Below are 18,048 nucleotides of genomic sequence, written 5' to 3'. Positions count from 1 at the left end.
TCTAATGAATAAACTAACAAGAAAGATGGCTCTTTTTGGTAAGGGCCGAAAAGCAGTTGTAAACTTCATAGATATAGATAACGATTTAGCTAAGATTGGAACCTCTGGCGAGTTGGAGGGTAATAAGGACACTCCTATCGAATTTGATAGTGGTTCTAAGATTAAGGAACTAGAAGACAAGGGATATGTTCTTGTTGAAAACAAGTTTGATCCAGACGGCAAAAAGCCGCTTTTTGGTGATGATGAAGATACTCCATATGTGATTAGCTTTCGTCATGGCTATGAAGTTGTAGATGTAGATAATCCCGGATGGGGTTTTAGTAAGGAACAGCTCCAAAAGATCGGTACGCAAACTGTTCATTATAGTGGAGCTGCGGGTAGAACACCTGAGGATAATGTTTCGCATATTGTATTCAATCATACGATTAAAGTTGATAAAGTTACTCACAAAATGGTTGAAGACATGGGATGGAACCCTGAAAGTCAATGTCACTTAATGATTGGGACTCCAACTATTCCAAGCTATATTCCTGATGAGACAGTAGTTGGTGGAGAGCTGGTTAATGTTGATGATCCTGATAGAGAATATAATGTTGAATATGAAATCAACAAAGATTCTTCAACTGATGAACAAGCAGCCATTATTAAGTTTGTTGATATAACTGATGACAATCGTGAAATTGTTTCAGATAAGTTATCTGGTATGCCAAACACTCCTATTGAGTATGACCCTCAAACTAAAATTAATGAATTAAAGGAAAAGGGTTATTCTCTTGTAAATAATGGCTTTAATCCTGATGGTGAAGTGCAGTTTTATTTAAATAGTGATGATGTTGTACCAACTTTTATCATTACAATGAAGCATGAATTAGCACAAGTTAATATTGATCACCCTAATGATAAAGTAAAACCAACAGAATATCATCAAGAAACAACATTTGCTGTTGATTTTGAAGGAGCTGGAGAAAAGACTCCAGTTAACAGTGTTCAGAATGCTGTTTGGGATCGTTCAATTACTGTAATTGCTCCAACTGGGCAGATAATTGAAAATGGAAAATATACTACTGATTGGATTGTTGATCCTGACTCTTTCCATGATGTAGAAGTTCCAGTTGTTCCTGGTTACCACACTGATGTTAAAGTAATTAAGGCACAACCGATTACTCGTGAAGATCGAATTGTTAATGTAAACTATGTTGAAAATGGTCGGATTATTCCGGTTGATGAAAATGGTGATCCAATTGAAGGTGCAGATCAACCTGTATTTACTACGCTCAAGACTGATCCAACTAAGGTAATGCCTGATGAAATTGTTCCTACAGTAGAAGGATATAGTAGTGAATTGATGACAATTACACCTCATCAACCAGATAAGGACTTAAAAGTAACTTATAAGGCTGATGCCAAGAATGATGTTTTAGTTATTCCAGTAGGCAAAAATAAGTTTAAAGATCAGGATGAAAAGGAAAATATGGCAAGTCAAGAAGATCAACCACAAGTAGTAGGCTCTAATGTAATTAAACCTGAAAAAGCTGAAAATCAAGATGAGCCTAAAAAAGATACAAAAGCTCCAGCAGCTGTTGCTACACCAGTTCAAGCTCAACCAGCTCAAACATCTAGTGCAGATAGACCAGCAGCTGTTGCTCAAAATGTACCCGATGATGTAGAAAGTCAAGTTAGTGATGCTACTACTACAGTAGAGCCACATGATCAAGTTGCAATCATTAACTTTATTGATATTGATAAAAATGGTGCACAATTAACTTCATCAGGTCCGTTAGTTGGTAAGCCGGGCGAAAGTATTAATGACTTATACAGTACTGAAATTCCACTTAAAGCAATTGAAGATGCTGGTTATGAAGTTGTATTTAATAATTTTGACCGTGATGGTGTTATTCAACGTTTCGATAATAATGATTTAATGACACAAATTTTTACTATTGGGGTTAGAAAGAAGCGTACTCCTGAAGAAAAAGCTGCTGAAGCTCAAAAGGAAATTGAAAATAAAGAAAAACAAGTAACTGCTCCAACGCAAATGAGAAATGAAGATGTACCTGTAGCAATGAGAAATCCAGCATTGCCAAGCAGATACGACCACTTTATCCCTCAAGCAGATAGAATTAGACCAACTGACCGTGAAAGAGAAAGACAGGCAATTCGTGATCACAATACAAGTACAGCTGCTATGGTACTTGGAGTTGCCGCAACTTTAATTAGTCTGATTGGTTTAACAGGTAAGCGTAAGTAATTTAGGCAAAAAGCAACGCAGATGGTGCGTTGCTTTTTTTCCTAATGATTCATATTTTATCTTGGAAATAAATAGTAACAATAGTTATTTATATATGTTACTATTAATATGTAATGTAATTATATTTAAGATTGTACACTTTAAACTGAGGCTGATTAAATGTTATCAAAAAATAATTATAACGAACGTCTCCATAAAATGGAGGAAAAAAATGAACGTTTTTCTATCCGTAAGTTCTCAGCTGGTGCTGCATCTGTTCTAATTGGAATTAGTTTTATGGGAATGGCAAATAGTCAAACCGTAAAAGCAGATACAAATCCAACAAAAGAACCAACTACAGATAGTGATACTAGTCACGTGGCAAAAGCAGATACCACTAATGTTAAAAACATTAATAAGGTAGTGGTTGACGCTAATGCTAATAGTTCTAAGCAAGAAAATATTGAAGAAACTAATCAATCTTCAGCTCAATCAACTACTAAAAAAGTTGAAGAAAAAGCTGAAAATTCAAATCAAGAAGTTTCTCAAACTCAAAATGAGAATCAAGAAAGTGATAAAACAACAAAAGAAGTAATTGCTAAGCAAGCAACTGATGAAAATAAAAATCAAACTTCAACTGATATAGATGTTTCTTCACTTGAAAAAGCAGGTATGGCAGGTCGTAGCAACTTAAATGAAAGTAAAGTTACATCTGATGCTAATGCTTTAAAGCAAGATGCACAAAAACAAGCTGAAAAGACAGCATCTAATGCTCAAGATGATTTAGTTAAAACTGCTACAGAAACTATTACTGTTACTGCACCAGATGGTAGAAGTTTCCAAAATCAAGATGGTACTACTAGCCAGACTTTTACTACTGATACACAAGCTAGTGCAACTCGAAGTAAAAATATTGACTCGGTAACAGGAGAGGCTACTTATAGTGATTGGACTTATAATCCAACTGATAAGAAGTTTACAGAACAAAAAGTCCCAGCTTTTAATGGGTATACTCCAAGTGCAGATTCAGATGGTCAAACTATTGACTTGACTAAGAAGGGCAATGATTATTATATTCCTTCCACTGATGCTTTCACTGAAAATGGAGAACCAATCGATAAAAGAATTAATATCAAATATACTGCAGACCAAGCTGCTGCAAATATTAAATATATCGATAATAATGATAAAAGTAAGACTATTTACACGCAAAATGTTACCGGTGTAACTGGTCAAGTTGTTAGCTTTACTACCACTGGAAGTAATGGAACTACTAAGTTAGAAGTTCCTGAAGGCTGGCATTTAATAGATGGTCAAAGTTATGCATCTACTATGACTCTTGGTCCTGATAATAAATATGCAAGTCAAACTTTATATATTGAAAAAGATAATACAGATACACCAGCTTCCACTTACACATTTACAATTAATTATATAAATAATAATCAAAATGTAGCTAAGCAAGAAGTGACTGGTAAAGCCGGTGAGACAGTTAACTTTAGTTTGGATGGAGCAAATAACACCACTAAATTAAATGTTCCAGAAGGTTATCAAATCAATGGCAAGTATCCTTCATACATCACTTTTGGTGAAGGGATGCAAACCACTTTTGATGTAAACGTTGTAAAGACATCAGGTTCAGAGAGTACCGATCCAAACGCAACGTATACTTACACTATCAATTATGTAACTAAGAATGATAATCAAAATGTTGGCAAACAAGAAGTAACTGGTAAAACTGGTGAAAAAGTTGAATTTAGCTTAGATGGAGCAAACGACACCACTAAGTTAAATGTTCCAGAAGGTTATCAAATCAATGGTAAATATCCTACCCAAGTTACTTTTGGACCAAATATGCAAGAAACTTCTTTTGATGTAAATGTTGTAAAGAAGTCAGATTCTGGTAATACTGATCCAAATGCTACTCATACATACACCATTAACTATGTAACTAAGAATGATAATCAAAATGTTGGCAGTCAAAAAGTAACTGGTAAAACTGGTGAAAAAGTTGACTACACTCTTCAAGTTCCAGCGGGTTATGATTTAGTTGCAAATGATGAAGGTAAAATTCCAACTGGTGGTTCAGTTACCTTTGGTTCAAAGGATGATTCAACAACTATTTATGTAGAAAAACATGATGCAAGTGGAGACGTTGGTCAACCTGCAAGTCAAGTTATTAATTTTGTTGATACAGATGATAATAACAAGGTAATTGAATCAAGAACTTTAGATGGAAAGATTGGAGATACTCAACCACTAATTCAAGATGGTAAGATTGCTATTGAACTTCCTAAGGGATATGTAGCAGTTAGTCAACAATTGCCTGCAAATATTACTTTTGCTAAAGATGCAGCTCCAATTGAAATTAAGCTTGCTCATGAAAAGGCCCAAGAATCTTGGACTGACCATAAAGATGATTCTAACTATAACAAGGTAATCACTGAAACCATTACTTACACTTATCCAAGTGAAAATGCTAAAACTTTAACTAATCAAATTTCATATGTTCGTAATGGTGTTAAAGATGAAGTAACTGGTAAAGTTACTTATAGTGATTGGGTAGCTGCTACAGATAAAAATACTGGTAAAAAGATAACTAGTTTTGCAGAAGTACCATTTTCTGCAATTAAGGGCTACACTGCAGTTTATACAGATGCAGATGGTCAAAGTCATACTTTGACACCAAATGCAGATAACAAAGTAGTTATTCCAGCAATTAATGCACCAGTTGATGGACCAAGTACTTACAACTTGAGTTTAGTTTATAACAATGACAAAACTGGTAAGCCAGATGATCCAAATGCAACTTATACTTTTACTATTAACTATTTAGCTGATAATCAAAATGTTGGTAAGCAAGAAGTAACTGGTAAAACAGGAGAAACTATTAACTTTAGTTTAGATGATGCAACAAACACCACTAAATTGAATGTTCCAGAAGGTTATCAGATCAATGGTAAATATCCATCAGAAATTACTTTTGGACCAAATATGCAAACTTCTTTTGATGTAAATGTTCAAAAGAAAACCGATTCTGGTAATACTGGTTCTAATACCCCAAGTGATAAGACTTCTAAATACACTATTAATTTCGTAGATGGAAATAATACAGTTGCTAGTGCTACTTTAACTGGAACTGTAGGGGCAAGTGTAGATATTGCTTCTAAAGTTAAAGTTCCAGTTGGCTATAAGCTTGCAGATGGAGAAACGCTTGATACTAATTACACCTTTACAGATCAAGATGTAACTAAGAACATACAAGTTGTTTCAACTAATCCAGATAGTAATAAAGTTAATGTTACTGTAAATTACACTTACAATAATGAAACTATCGGTACTACTACCATTAATGTTACTAAAGGTAAGTCACAAAACATTGCTGGTTTTGTTAAAGCAAATGTTCCAAATGGTTATCAAGTAACTGCAACAATTCCTGCACGAGCATATAATGAAAACACTACACTTAACATTCCAGTTGAAAAGTATGATCCAAGTCAAGATACTGATAAAGATAGTGTTGTAACTCAAGTTATTAACTATGTAGCAGATGGAACAACTGTTAAAACACAACATTTGACTGATAAAGTTGGCACTAGTTATAAGGTTATTCTTGATGGTACTGCACAAGACGGTGAAGTTTTAATTCAGGCTCCAGATGGTTATAAGATTAATCAATCAAGTATTTCTTCACCAATTGTTTTACAAAAACAATCTCAACCAATTACTATTCAAGTAACTCCAATTGTATATTCTGGAGCAAATCCTGAAGATGCTGCTAAATATCCGGATCTTACTAAAAAGGTAACAGGAATTTATAAATACAATATTCTTGGAAAAGTTAGTGAATCCCAACCAATTTCAATTGTCTTTTATAGAACTGCTTCTATGGATCCTAAGACTGGAAAAATGGAATACACTGACTGGAAGTCAAATATGACTGGCGGTTCAAGCGATGTTCCTTCAGTTACTCTAAATAATATTGATGGCTACACTATTAAAGCTACAGCTTCAACGGGTCAAGAAGTAACTACTACAGCTGATGGTAATAAGACTATTATTTCAGGAGTTTCTGCATTAAAGGATGGTCAGCCAACTGATGTAACTATTAATGTTGATTACATCAATGATGAAACTGGTAAACCAATTGAACCAGATGCTCAGAATACAACTACTACTCTAGAGTTAGTAGATGGAGATAAAGTTATGGCTAGTCAAACCGCATCTGGCCTAGCCGGAACAACTGCTAAAGTAACTCTTCAAATTCCAGATGGTTACAAGTTAGCAGATGGTGTAACTCTTCCAGATACGATTACTTTGGCTAATGAAGATAAAACTTTGACTTATAAAATAGTCAAAACAACTTCAACAGATCCAGATAAAGGCGATAGTGGTAATACTGGTGATGATAAGACAGAAGTTACTCAAGTAATTAACTATGTAGATCAAGAAACTCAAAAGATAGTTGCTACTCAAACAGTTACTGGTCAAGCTGGTACAATGTATCAACCAATTATTGAAGGTACACCAGATAAGAGTAAGAATGAAGTATTAATCAAAGCTCCAGATAATTATGAATTAGCTAAACAAGAAATTAAGCCATTTACTTTAGCAACTGGGGCTGCAGCAATTAGTATTTTAGTAAATGCTGTCATTGTTCCAGAAGCCTGGGATAAACATAAACAGGATCCTAATTACTATAGAGAAATCAAACAAACTGTAACTTATAACTTACCAGGACAAGAACCAACTACTAATACTTATCAAGTAATTTACTACAGAAATGGTAGTTACAATAAAGCAACTGGTGAAACTACTTATGATGAGTGGCAAGCTGCTAAGAAAGATGGCGTAGCAGTTACAAGTTTTTCTGCACATAATGTTTCATTAGCAACAGGTTATACACCAGTAGTTACTATGGATGGTAAACAAATTACTCTTGAAAAAGATGCTCAAGGCAATTTGGTTATTCCAGCAGTTCAAACTACTCCTGATAGTAAAGACACTAATTATGTTGTTAACTATGAAGCTGATAGTTTAAGCTTTAAGATTAATTATGTAAATAATGCAGATAAGCAAGTAGTTTCTAGTCAAACTATAACTGGTAAAGCTGGTGAAAGCGTTGATATTAAAGCAGAAATTCCAGAAAACTGGCAAGTAGTTCCAAATACGCCAGTTCCAAACGGTAAGTATACTTTTGGTGGTCAAGCTCCAAAGGATATCACTGTTTTAATTGAACCAAAGACAATTTATGCAGCTGACAATATGGATAATCCAGACTACCATAAGACTGTTCATGGTACGGTTTCAGTAGCATTCCCTGGTCAGGAAGCTAAGGTAGAAAATCAATCTAATGTAAGTTTTATTAGGGATGCAACTTATAATCCAGAAACTAAGAAGTATGACTTTACAGCTTGGAAGTCCAACATGAAGGATGGTTCTACTACATTTGCTGGTGTAAATGTTCCAGTAATTAAGGGCTATACTATTTCAGTTAATGCAAGTAGCGGTGAAAAGATTACTCCAGTAGTAAATGGTGAAACTGCTACAATTTCTGGTGGGTCTGCTCTTGTAAATGGGACCCCTGAAGATGTAAATGTTCAAGTAACTTACATTAATGATCAGACTGGCAAAGAAGACCCAATTGTTGATCCAAGTTCTAAGGAATATACTTACACCATTAACTATCTGGATGGTGAAACTAAGGTAGGTAGCCAAAGTGTAACTGGTAAAGCTGGTACGACAGCCGACATTAGTGCGCAGGTTCCAAATGGTTATAAATTAGCTGAAGGTATTACTATTCCAACTACTTATACATTTAGTGATAAGAATGAAACTTTAAATGTTCAAGTAGTCAAAGATACAACTAATCCAGATAATCCAGACAATCCTAATAACCCAGATCAAGAAGTAACCCAAGAAATTCAATATATTTCTGATGGTACAGTTGTTAAAACTGATAAGTTAACTGGAAAAGCTGGCACAAGCTTTAAAGTAATTACAAGCGGAACTGCACAAGATGGCGAAGTTTTGATTCAAGCTCCTGAATATTACACATGGGCAGGTCAAACTAGCATTCCAACAGTAATTAACTTAAGTAAAGATGCTAAGCCAATCACTTTCAATGTAGCTCCAATTACATACTATGGAAATAGTACTGAGAACCAGTCAAATCCAGAAATGTACAAGACAGTAACAGGAACATATGACTTCACAATGCCGGGAGGATCTACAAGTCAATCAAAGACCACGTTGGCCTTTTACAGAGACCGTACAATGGATCCAAAGACTGGCACTTGGAAGTACAGTGATTGGAAGTCAAACATGCAAGATGGTTCAAGCGACTTTGCAAGCATGACAAACTTGAAGGTGGTTGATGGTTACACAATCAAGGTTACAACTTCAACAGGTCAAGAAATTACCCCATCAATTAGTGGTAGTGCGGCAACAATTTCAGGAGTATCAGGACTTAAAGATGGACAGCCAATAGATGTAACAATCAATGTTGATTACATCAATGACAAGACTGGTACTACTGATACACCAGTTGATCCTAATAAGACTTATAGCCAAGTTGTTAACTTCATAAATAAAGCAGATAATCAACAAGTTGGCAGTCAAACAATTAGCGGTAAAGCTGGTGAAACTGTTGACTATACTTTGACAGCTCCAGAAGGCTATCAAATTATGAGTGGTCAACCAGCTGGTGGAAGCATTACTTTTGGTACAGAAGATTTGAAGCCGATGACGGTTTATGTTGAAAAGAAGACCGATCCAAATCAAGAATACACTTACACCATTAACTATGACTACAATGGACAAACTGTCTCCAGTCAAAGTGTAAAGGGTAAAGCTGGACAAGAAGTAAGTGTTGAGTTGCAGGTTCCAGAAAATTACCAACTCGTAAATGGTCAACAAGTACCAAGTAAAGTAACATTTGGTAATCAAGATATGTCAACTACGATTAACATTGAACCAAAGGTTATTCAAGGTAATACTGAAAGTAATCAAAATAATCCAGAAGTTTATAGAACTGTAACTGGAACTTATAATGTAACTATTCCAGGTGAAAAGACTAATACACAAACGGCTCAACTTGCTTTCTATAGAACTGCAACATATAATCCAGCAACTGGTAAGTATGATTACAGTGAATGGAAGTCTAATATGAAGGATGGGGCAACTACTTTTGCTAGCTTAGCAGTTCCAGCCGATATTCAAGGTTACACTCTTAAAGTAACAACTGATACTGGACAAACAATTACTCCAACTGTTGAAGGCACAACAGCAACAATTTCAGGAGTATCTGGACTTAAAGATGGTCAGCCAACTGATGCCATTATTACTGTGGAATATATTAACGATCAAACTGGCAAGCCAGATAACCCAGATGATACTACTCGCAGCGTAACTATTAACTATGTTTATAATGATCAAACTGTTGGTAGTCAAACTGCTTCTGGTAAAATTGGCGAAAGTAAAACTATTACTTATGAAGTTCCAGAAAATTACCAATTAATTCCAAATGGTGACCAAATTACTACTGGAACTACAATTAAGTTTGGTAATGATCAACTTGCTCCAATTACCGTTCAAGTTCAGCCGAAGGTAATTGATGGACAAATTTCTGGTAATCAAAACAATCCAGAAGTATATAAGACTGTAACTGCTCATTACACCATCAATATTCCAGCAACTGCAACTAAGACCTTTGCTCCAACTCTGTCTTTCTACAGAACTGCAACATATAATCCAGCAACTGGTAAGTATGATTACAGTGAATGGAAGTCAAACATGGAAGATGGTTCAACTACTTTTGCAGGTATCACTGTTCCAAATGATATTCAAGGCTACACTTTACAAGTAACTGCAAATGATGGTCGTACAATAACTCCAACTATTGATGGAGGTAACGCTGTTATTTCTGGTATTTCAGGTTTAGTTGATGGTCAACCAGAAAACGTTGATGTAACTGTTGATTATATTAATAATGCCACTGGAAAACCTGATACAAATCCGTCTGATACTACTCGTTCACTTGTGATTAATTATGTAAATAAAGCTGATAATCAAATAGTTTCAACTCAGACTGTAACTGGTAAAGTTGGTGAAAAAGTCAGCTTCACTAATGATGTTCCGGCTGGTTATCAAATTGTTGGCGGACAAAGTATTATTGGTAGTCCAATTACATTTGGAATTGGCCAAATGCCAACTGAAACTATCTATGTTGAAAAAACTGGATCTACTGATCCAACTAATCCTGATAAGGATAAGACTTATACCCAAGTTATTAACTTTGTAGACAATGGTAAGACTATTGCTAGTCAAAACGTAACGGGTAAGAGTGGTGAAACAGTTCAAATTAGTCTTGATTTACCAAAAGGATATAAAGTTGCAAGCGGCAGTCAAATTCCAAGCAAAGTAACTTTTGGAAATAGTGATCCACAGGCAATTAATGTTAACGTTGAAGCTAATATTATTACTGAAAATGGTTTAAGTTCTAAAGCAGCTGATTTATATCGTGTGATTACTAGAACAATCACGTTTAATATGCCAAGTTCAAATGCGGCTAATACCCAAATGCTAGTAAGTTTGGCAGAAGGAACAAATAGCAATACTCAAAGTCAATCAATTGTTTTATACAGAATTAAGACAACTAATGAAGCAACTGGTCAAGTTACTTATAGTGATTGGAAGTCAAATACCGTTGACAGTAGCGGTAATCCAGTAACAGAATTTGAAGCTGTTAAGATTCCAACTATTCAAGGTTATAAAGCTGATGTAACCGGAGCAAATATTGTAAATACTGCAGATGGTCAAGAAATTGCAGCTCAACCTGTTTTGACAACAAATGGACAACCAATTTCTGATACAAATATCAATATTGAAGTTAACTATGTTGCAGATAGTAATCCAGATAATCCAGACAATCCTAACAACCCGGATCAAGAAGTAACCCAAGAAATTCAATATATTTCTGATGGTACAGTTGTTAAAACTGATAAGTTAACTGGAAAAGCTGGCACAAGCTTTAAAGTAATTACCAGCGGGACTGCACAAGATGGTGAAGTTTTGATTCAAGCTCCTGAATACTACACATGGGCAGGTCAAACTAGCATTCCAACAGTAATTAACTTAAGTAAAGATGCTAAGCCAATCACTTTCAATGTAGCTCCAATTACATACTATGGAAATAGTACTGAGAACCAGTCAAATCCGGAAATGTATCAAACTGTAACTGGAACTTACAAGTTTACATTGCCAGGAGGTTCAACTAGTCAATCAACAACCAAACTCTACTTCTATAGAAATCGTACAATGGATCCAAAGACTGGAACTTGGAAGTATAGCGATTGGAAGTCAAACATGCAAGATGGTTCAACTGATTTTGCAAGCATGACAAACTTGAAGGTGGTTGATGGTTACACAATCAAAGTTACAACCTCAACAGGTCAAGAAATTACCCCATCAATTAGTGGTAGTGCGGCAATAATTTCAGGAGTATCAGGACTTAAAGATGGACAGCCAACAGATGTAACAATCAATGTTGATTACATCAATGACAAGACTGGTACTACTGATAAGCCTGTTAACCCAGATCAAGAATACACTTACACCATTAACTATGACTACAATGGACAAACTGTCTCCAGTCAAAGTGTAAAGGGTAAAGCTGGACAAGAAGTAAGTGTTGATTTGCAGGTTCCAGAAAATTACCAAATTGTAAATGGTCAACAAGTACCAAGCAAAGTAACATTTGGTAACCAAGATATGTCAACTACGATTAACATTGAACCAAAGGTTATTCAAGGTAATACTGAAGAAGGCAAGAAGAATCCAGAGCTTTATAAGCAAGTTGCTTTGACTTATGAAGTTGCTACTCCAGGTCAAGCTAGTGAAACTAAGTCTGGCGGTACACTTGATTTTTATAGAAATGCTACTTACAACCCAGCAACTGGTAAGTATGATTACAGTGAATGGAAGTCTAATATGGAAGATGGTTCAACGACGTTTGGTGGCAAAATGGTTGTTCCAGTAATTGATGGTTATGATCTTAAGGTCACTACTAGTGATGGACAAACTATTACTCCAACAATTGATGGTGATAAGGCAACAATTTCAGGAATTTCTGCTTTGGTTAATAATCAACCAGTTAATGTTAGTGTTCAAATTCAATACATTAATAAGAACACCGGTAAGCCAGATACTCCTGATACAGTTCACACAATGACAATTAACTTTGTCAATAATGGTGATAAGCAAATTGTTTCTACTCAAACTGTAACTGGTAAGACTGGTGAAACAGTTAACTTTAAGCTCGATATTCCAACTAATTGGGAAGTGGTTCCAGGTACGTCTATTCCAAGTGGACAATATACATTTGGTAGTCAAGATCCTGCTGCTCAAACAGTCTTGATTCAACCAAAGACTATCAATGGTAATGATCCAGCTAACCAAAACAATCCAGAAGTTTATAGAACTGTAACCGATACTGTGATTGTTAACTATCCTGGCAAAGAGCCAGTTGTTCAAAACGCTAGCTTGTCATTCTATAGAAATGGAACTATTGATCCAGCAACAGGTAAGTGGACTTATGGTGAATGGCAATCAAATATGTCTGATAAGTCAACCACATTCCCAACTATTACAGTTTCAACAATTAATGGTTATACTATTGTTGCTACTACAAATGATGGTCGAACAATTACTCCACTTATCCAAGGTAATACTGCGACAATTTCAGGTGTTTCTGGACTTAAAGATGGTCAGCCAAGTGATGTCACAATTGCAATTAATTACAAGAATGATTCAACTGGTGATGAAGATAATCCAGTAGATCCAAATGCTAAACTTTACACTTATACTATTAATTACATGGATGGAGATAAGCAAGTAGCAAGTCAAACCTTGACTGGTCCTCAAGGAAGTGTTGCACAAATTACTGCTAATATTCCAAATGGATATAAGTTAGCCGATGGTGTAACTGTTCCGACTACTTACACATTTGGTGATAAGAATGAAACATTGAATGTAAGTGTTGTTAAGGATAGCTCTAATCCAGATAATCCAGATAAGGATGATACAACTACAGTTAGCGGTTTAGATGATAAAACTAATCCAGATTTGTATCGTGAAATTACTCAAACTATCACTATTACTAGTCCAGACGGTAAGAGTCAATCAGTTGAAAATCATTTGATTTTCTATAGAGATAAGACCACAAATAATAAGACTGGTCAGACTACTTACACTGATTGGAAGTCTAATAGTGGAACTGAGGGTCACTTGGTAACTGACTTTGGTGAATTAGAAGTACCAACTTTGAAAGGTTATGAAGTAGTAGCTACTAAAGGTGGTCAAAAGATTGATCTAATTTCTAAAGATGGTAAGCTTTACTTGCCAGCACAACCTGGTCTTGTAAATGGCACTCCAGATAATCAAGCAATTTCAATTACTTATGATGCTCAAACTCAAAGTGTAAAAATTAACTTTGTTGATAAAGATAATCAGGTAATTTCAACTCAAACTGTAACTGGTAAAACTGGTGAAACTATCAAATTGAACTTAGATATTCCTAAGAATTGGCAATTAGTTCCGAATACTACAATTCCAACTAGCGTAACAATTGGAGCAAATGACAATAAGGATATTGCAGTTCAAATTGAACATAAGTTGACAATTGTTGATGGGCGTAATGATCAATCTAACCCAGAATTGTTTAAGCAAGTGACTAGAACAGTTATTATGAACTGGCCTGGTCAAACTGCCGGCAAGTCAACTGCAAGCTTAGCTTTCTATCGTGTAGCAACTACCGATGAAGTAACCGGTAAAACTACTTACAGTAAGTGGCAGTCAGCTTCAACTACTAGTCAATATCCAGAACAAGTTGTATCAATGGCAGGATATACTGCAGAATCAAGTGATGTTCAGCTTGTAACCAAGGATGGCAAACAATATGTTCCAGCAACTGACGCCAGCTTTAACTCTGAAGGTGTTCCAGTAGATAGCACTATTATTGTTAACTATGTTGGTGATAAACAAGAAGTTAAGATTAATTATGTTGAAAATGGTCAAACAGTTTCAACACAAACTCTTACAGGACAAACTGGTCAAACGATTGCTATTCCATTGGATATTCCAGCAGGTTATGAAGTTGCAAATGGTGCAAGTATTCCAACTCAAATTACCTTTGGTAAGGATACAAAACCAATGACTGTTGAAATAACTAAGATTCCAGCAGGTAGTCAAAAACAGACTATTAATTATGTTGATCCAAATGGCAAGATTGTTGGTAGTCAGTATGTAACAGGCAAGATTGGTTCAACAGTTGAAGTTAAGGAAACTCTTCCAATTAATTGGAAGTTAGCTAATGGAGAAACAGTTCCAACCAGCGTAATAATTAAGGATACTGATACTCCTATTAACATCAAAGTTGTTTCAACAACGGTTCAAGTTGATCCAAATAGTCCAAAGACACCAGGTACAGAAATCGATGGTGCTCATGGTCAAACTTATCCAAATGGCTTGACTGAACAAGATTTGAATAAGACAGTAACTAGAACAGTAAATATTGTTGATCCATTAACTGGTAAAGTTGCTACAACTATTCAAACAGTTAAGTTTACTAGAACTGCTACTGTTGAAGTAGCTACTGGAGAAGTTAGCTATGGTGATTGGACTGCTAGTGGAGATAAGAGTTTTGCTTCAATCAAAGTTCCAGTAATTGATGGATATACTGCAAGTGGCAGTGTTGATGAAATTACACCAACAGCTGATTATGGTAATCAAACTTTAACTATTACTTACACTAAGAATGGTTCAGAAGATTCTAAGACTGATAGTGAAAAGTATAAGCCAGAGGTTAGCGAGACAACTTCAATTACAACTAATGGTGAAATCAAACCAGAAGATGTAATTAAGAATGCAGATAAGATGCCTGATGGTACTAAGTTTGAATGGACTGATCCTGATAAAGTTGCTGAAGATTTGAAGAAACCAGGCACTTATAAGGATGTTGGTGTCAAAATTACTTATCCAGATAAGTCAACAACTACTGTAACTACTACAATTGTTGTGTCAGACAAGCAAGAAGCAAGTTATACTCAAGAAATTATCTTTAAAGATGAAAAGACTGGTAAAGAAATTAGAAGCTTCAAGTTTACTGGTCCACTTACAGATGGTAAAGCTACATTAAGCGCTGATAAACTTAAGAGCGTAATTGAATCCTTATTTGAAGTTATTAAGGCTGCTGGCGATTCTTACAAGAATGCTATCATTGTAAGCTTACCAACTAAGGATGTCGAAGTAACTGGTGGAGATAATGCTCCAATTGTTGTCATGGTTGGCTTTGAAAATAGTAAACCAGATGATAGTGGAAACACTGGTGGAAATACCGGTGATAATACTGATAACAATACTGGCGATAATATTGATCATGGTGACAATTCTGGAAATAGTAATAATAGCAGTAGTTCAAATACTGACAATACCGGTTCAGATAGTTCAAATTCCAACACTTCTGGTTCTAATACTACAAATAATACGACAGATGATGGAAACAAGAATAATAATTCTGAAAACACCGATAATACTGCTAATACTACTCCAACAGATAATGATAATCAGGATAATAGTTCTGATGATAATGATTATGATGATTCTGATTCCGATGATGAAGATGAAGATGTAACTCCATCAAAGACAAGTCACAATAAGTCAGCTTCATCAATAACTACATCCGATGGTGGCGTAGCTAACCATGCAGGAGATGCTCAATGGCTTGCAAAGCATGGCTATATTGTAACTGTTGGCTCTCATGGACAAGTTCTTGATTATGTCAAATCCCCAGATGGTAAAGGCCGAATCATTACTGCACAACCTCACAGTCAATCTGCAATTAATGGTGCTTCAATCAGCGCACTAGAAAAAGCAGGCTTGGCCGGAGTAAAGAATGACAATAATGCTAAATTACCACAAACTGGTGAGGAAAATGATGATAAAGCAGCTATTGGACTTGGTTTAGTAACTGCTGCAGGGCTTCTTGGTCTTGCAGGAGCTGAAAAGAAACGCAAGAAAAATTAGCTACTGATATATAAAAAGAAGGCAATGTACTAAATTAAAAATGTACATTGCCTTTTTTTATAATTTAGGCGACAAGTATGAATTTATACGTTATTATAGATATAGAAGAAATTAGGAAGGCGTAATCATGAAAAAGAATAAATTATTTACTGCATTAGCTGCAGCAACTTTACTTATAAGCACTGGTGCAAGTATTGCACAAACTACTAATTCAACAGTAGTTCAAGCTGCTACTAAAACTACAAAAAAGACCGCTACTACTAAGCGTTATACGGTTACTTTTAAGCGTAAACCAGCTGCTTTATATAATTTAGTGATTTCTAAAGATAAGAAAACTAGCAGTGTTAAGAAGATTAAATCTAAGAAAATCATTAAGACTATTGGCTTTAAAAAGGGTAGTAAGAGTACAGTATTGAATGGAATTATTACAACTCCAAATGCTAAAAAGCCTCAATATTACTGGATGGGTCGTATTAAATACGGTAAAAAGAATTACTTACTCTGTGTAAAGAGCAGCGATGTAACAGTAAAATCAAAGAAGATTAAGAATCTTTATACTAGCTCTGCTATAAAGAATAATATCCAAATTCCTGTTAAGACTCCAACTATGCAAGAATATTTGGATACTCAAGCTAAGAGTTTTACTGCTACTATTAAAGACGACACACAAAGTCTCTTTACACCAACTGCTACTAATGATGGAAAGACTTCATTTGAGCAATATAAAGATGCAAGCGGAAATGCTGTAAAATGGGCAAAGAATAAACAATTCAAGATTTACGCTAAGATAAATCTTGATCTTTCAAGCAAGGATAATCCAAGCCAAACTGCATCAGTTCCATTCTATGTAACAATTGTCATTGAAAATAATACGTTTAAGTATATCTTTGTTCCAGCAGAATTAGTTGATCTTCAAAGTGGTGTTCAAACTGCAGATATTCCTGAATTTACCACTTTTGCAAGTACACTTAAAGATAACTTCACTAAGTGGGGAACAGACAATATTAATAAGCAAAGAACCGACTATCTAAATCAATTAAAAGCTAAGCAAGAACAAGCTAAAAAAGAAGCAGCTGCAAAAAAAGCTAACGCAAAGAAGTCCAAAAAGAAGTCAACTAAAAAGACAAAGAAAACTACAAAAAAGACTACTAAGGCTAAGAAAACAGCTAAGAAGTAATTAAAAGCAAAAATTCTCAAGTAAGTTTATTGTACTTACTTGAGAATTTTTTTATAAAAATCGCACTAAAGCAGTTAATGATTGACATCTTTATTTATATTTTGAGTTGAGCGGATATTAATAGCTGTTACGTGTTCAGGCTCACTGAACAAAAATGTTGTACTTAAAGTTGAAACAGCTGCAACAGTTAAAAATACCTTATGAAAAATTCTAATCGCCTTCATATTTCAATGCTCCTTATAACCTATCTACTTAGATTATATACCGAAAATGTAGAAGCGGAACTATGATTTGTAATTTTTTTAACTTCTTTAGAAAATATTAATTTAGCTAAAAAAGCCCCACTATATGGGCTAGATATGTGCTAGCGGTAATTAATTTTAATTTAATCAAAGAAAAAACAGTCTCTTGGACTGTCTTGAAATGCCCCGAAAAAGATTCGAACTTTCACTCAGTTACCTGAACAGCGACCTGAACGCTGCGCGTCTGCCAATTCCGCCATCGGGGCAAATAAATATTTACAACTCATTACTAATAATACCAAATTTTTTGGTAAAATGTA

The 18,048-nt window shown here is 35.1% G+C and carries 4 protein-coding genes and 1 tRNA gene; 3 read left to right on the top strand and 2 right to left on the bottom strand.

Features of this window, described 5'->3' with window-relative positions:
- Positions 1-4 precede the first annotated feature (4 nt).
- The 3 genes from FOD82_RS09780 (at position 5) to FOD82_RS06155 (ending at position 17,486) form a co-directional block, all read left to right on the top strand.
- Positions 5-2,248, top strand: a complete 2,244-nt coding sequence (locus FOD82_RS09780; RefSeq protein WP_186277718.1) for a mucus-binding protein — start codon at positions 5-7, stop codon at positions 2,246-2,248.
- Positions 2,249-2,407: 159 nt separating this feature from the next.
- Positions 2,408-16,309: a YSIRK-type signal peptide-containing protein gene (locus tag FOD82_RS06160; RefSeq protein WP_144355603.1), complete on the top strand. Its 13,902-nt coding sequence runs from the start codon at positions 2,408-2,410 to the stop codon at positions 16,307-16,309.
- 127 nt (positions 16,310-16,436) lie between these two features.
- Entirely contained in the window at positions 16,437-17,486 is a 1,050-nt protein-coding gene (locus tag FOD82_RS06155) for a hypothetical protein (protein WP_144355602.1), read from the top strand.
- A gap of 74 nt (positions 17,487-17,560) precedes the next feature.
- On the opposite strand, the gene FOD82_RS09775 is transcribed toward FOD82_RS06155, so the two are convergent.
- Together FOD82_RS09775 and FOD82_RS06150 are read right to left on the bottom strand one after the other, a co-directional pair.
- Complete coding sequence (locus tag FOD82_RS09775) at positions 17,561-17,710, bottom strand: hypothetical protein (RefSeq protein WP_186277717.1); 150 nt, start codon at positions 17,708-17,710, stop codon at positions 17,561-17,563.
- Between the two features lie 200 nt (positions 17,711-17,910).
- A tRNA-Leu gene (locus tag FOD82_RS06150) sits at positions 17,911-17,994 on the bottom strand.
- Between the last annotated feature and the right edge of the window lie 54 nt (positions 17,995-18,048).

The organism is Lactobacillus sp. LL6, from assembly GCF_007570935.1.
Lineage (GTDB): Bacteria > Bacillota > Bacilli > Lactobacillales > Lactobacillaceae > Lactobacillus.
Note: the sequence above shows the minus strand (reverse complement) of the source record. Positions and strands in the feature narration are given on the sequence as shown.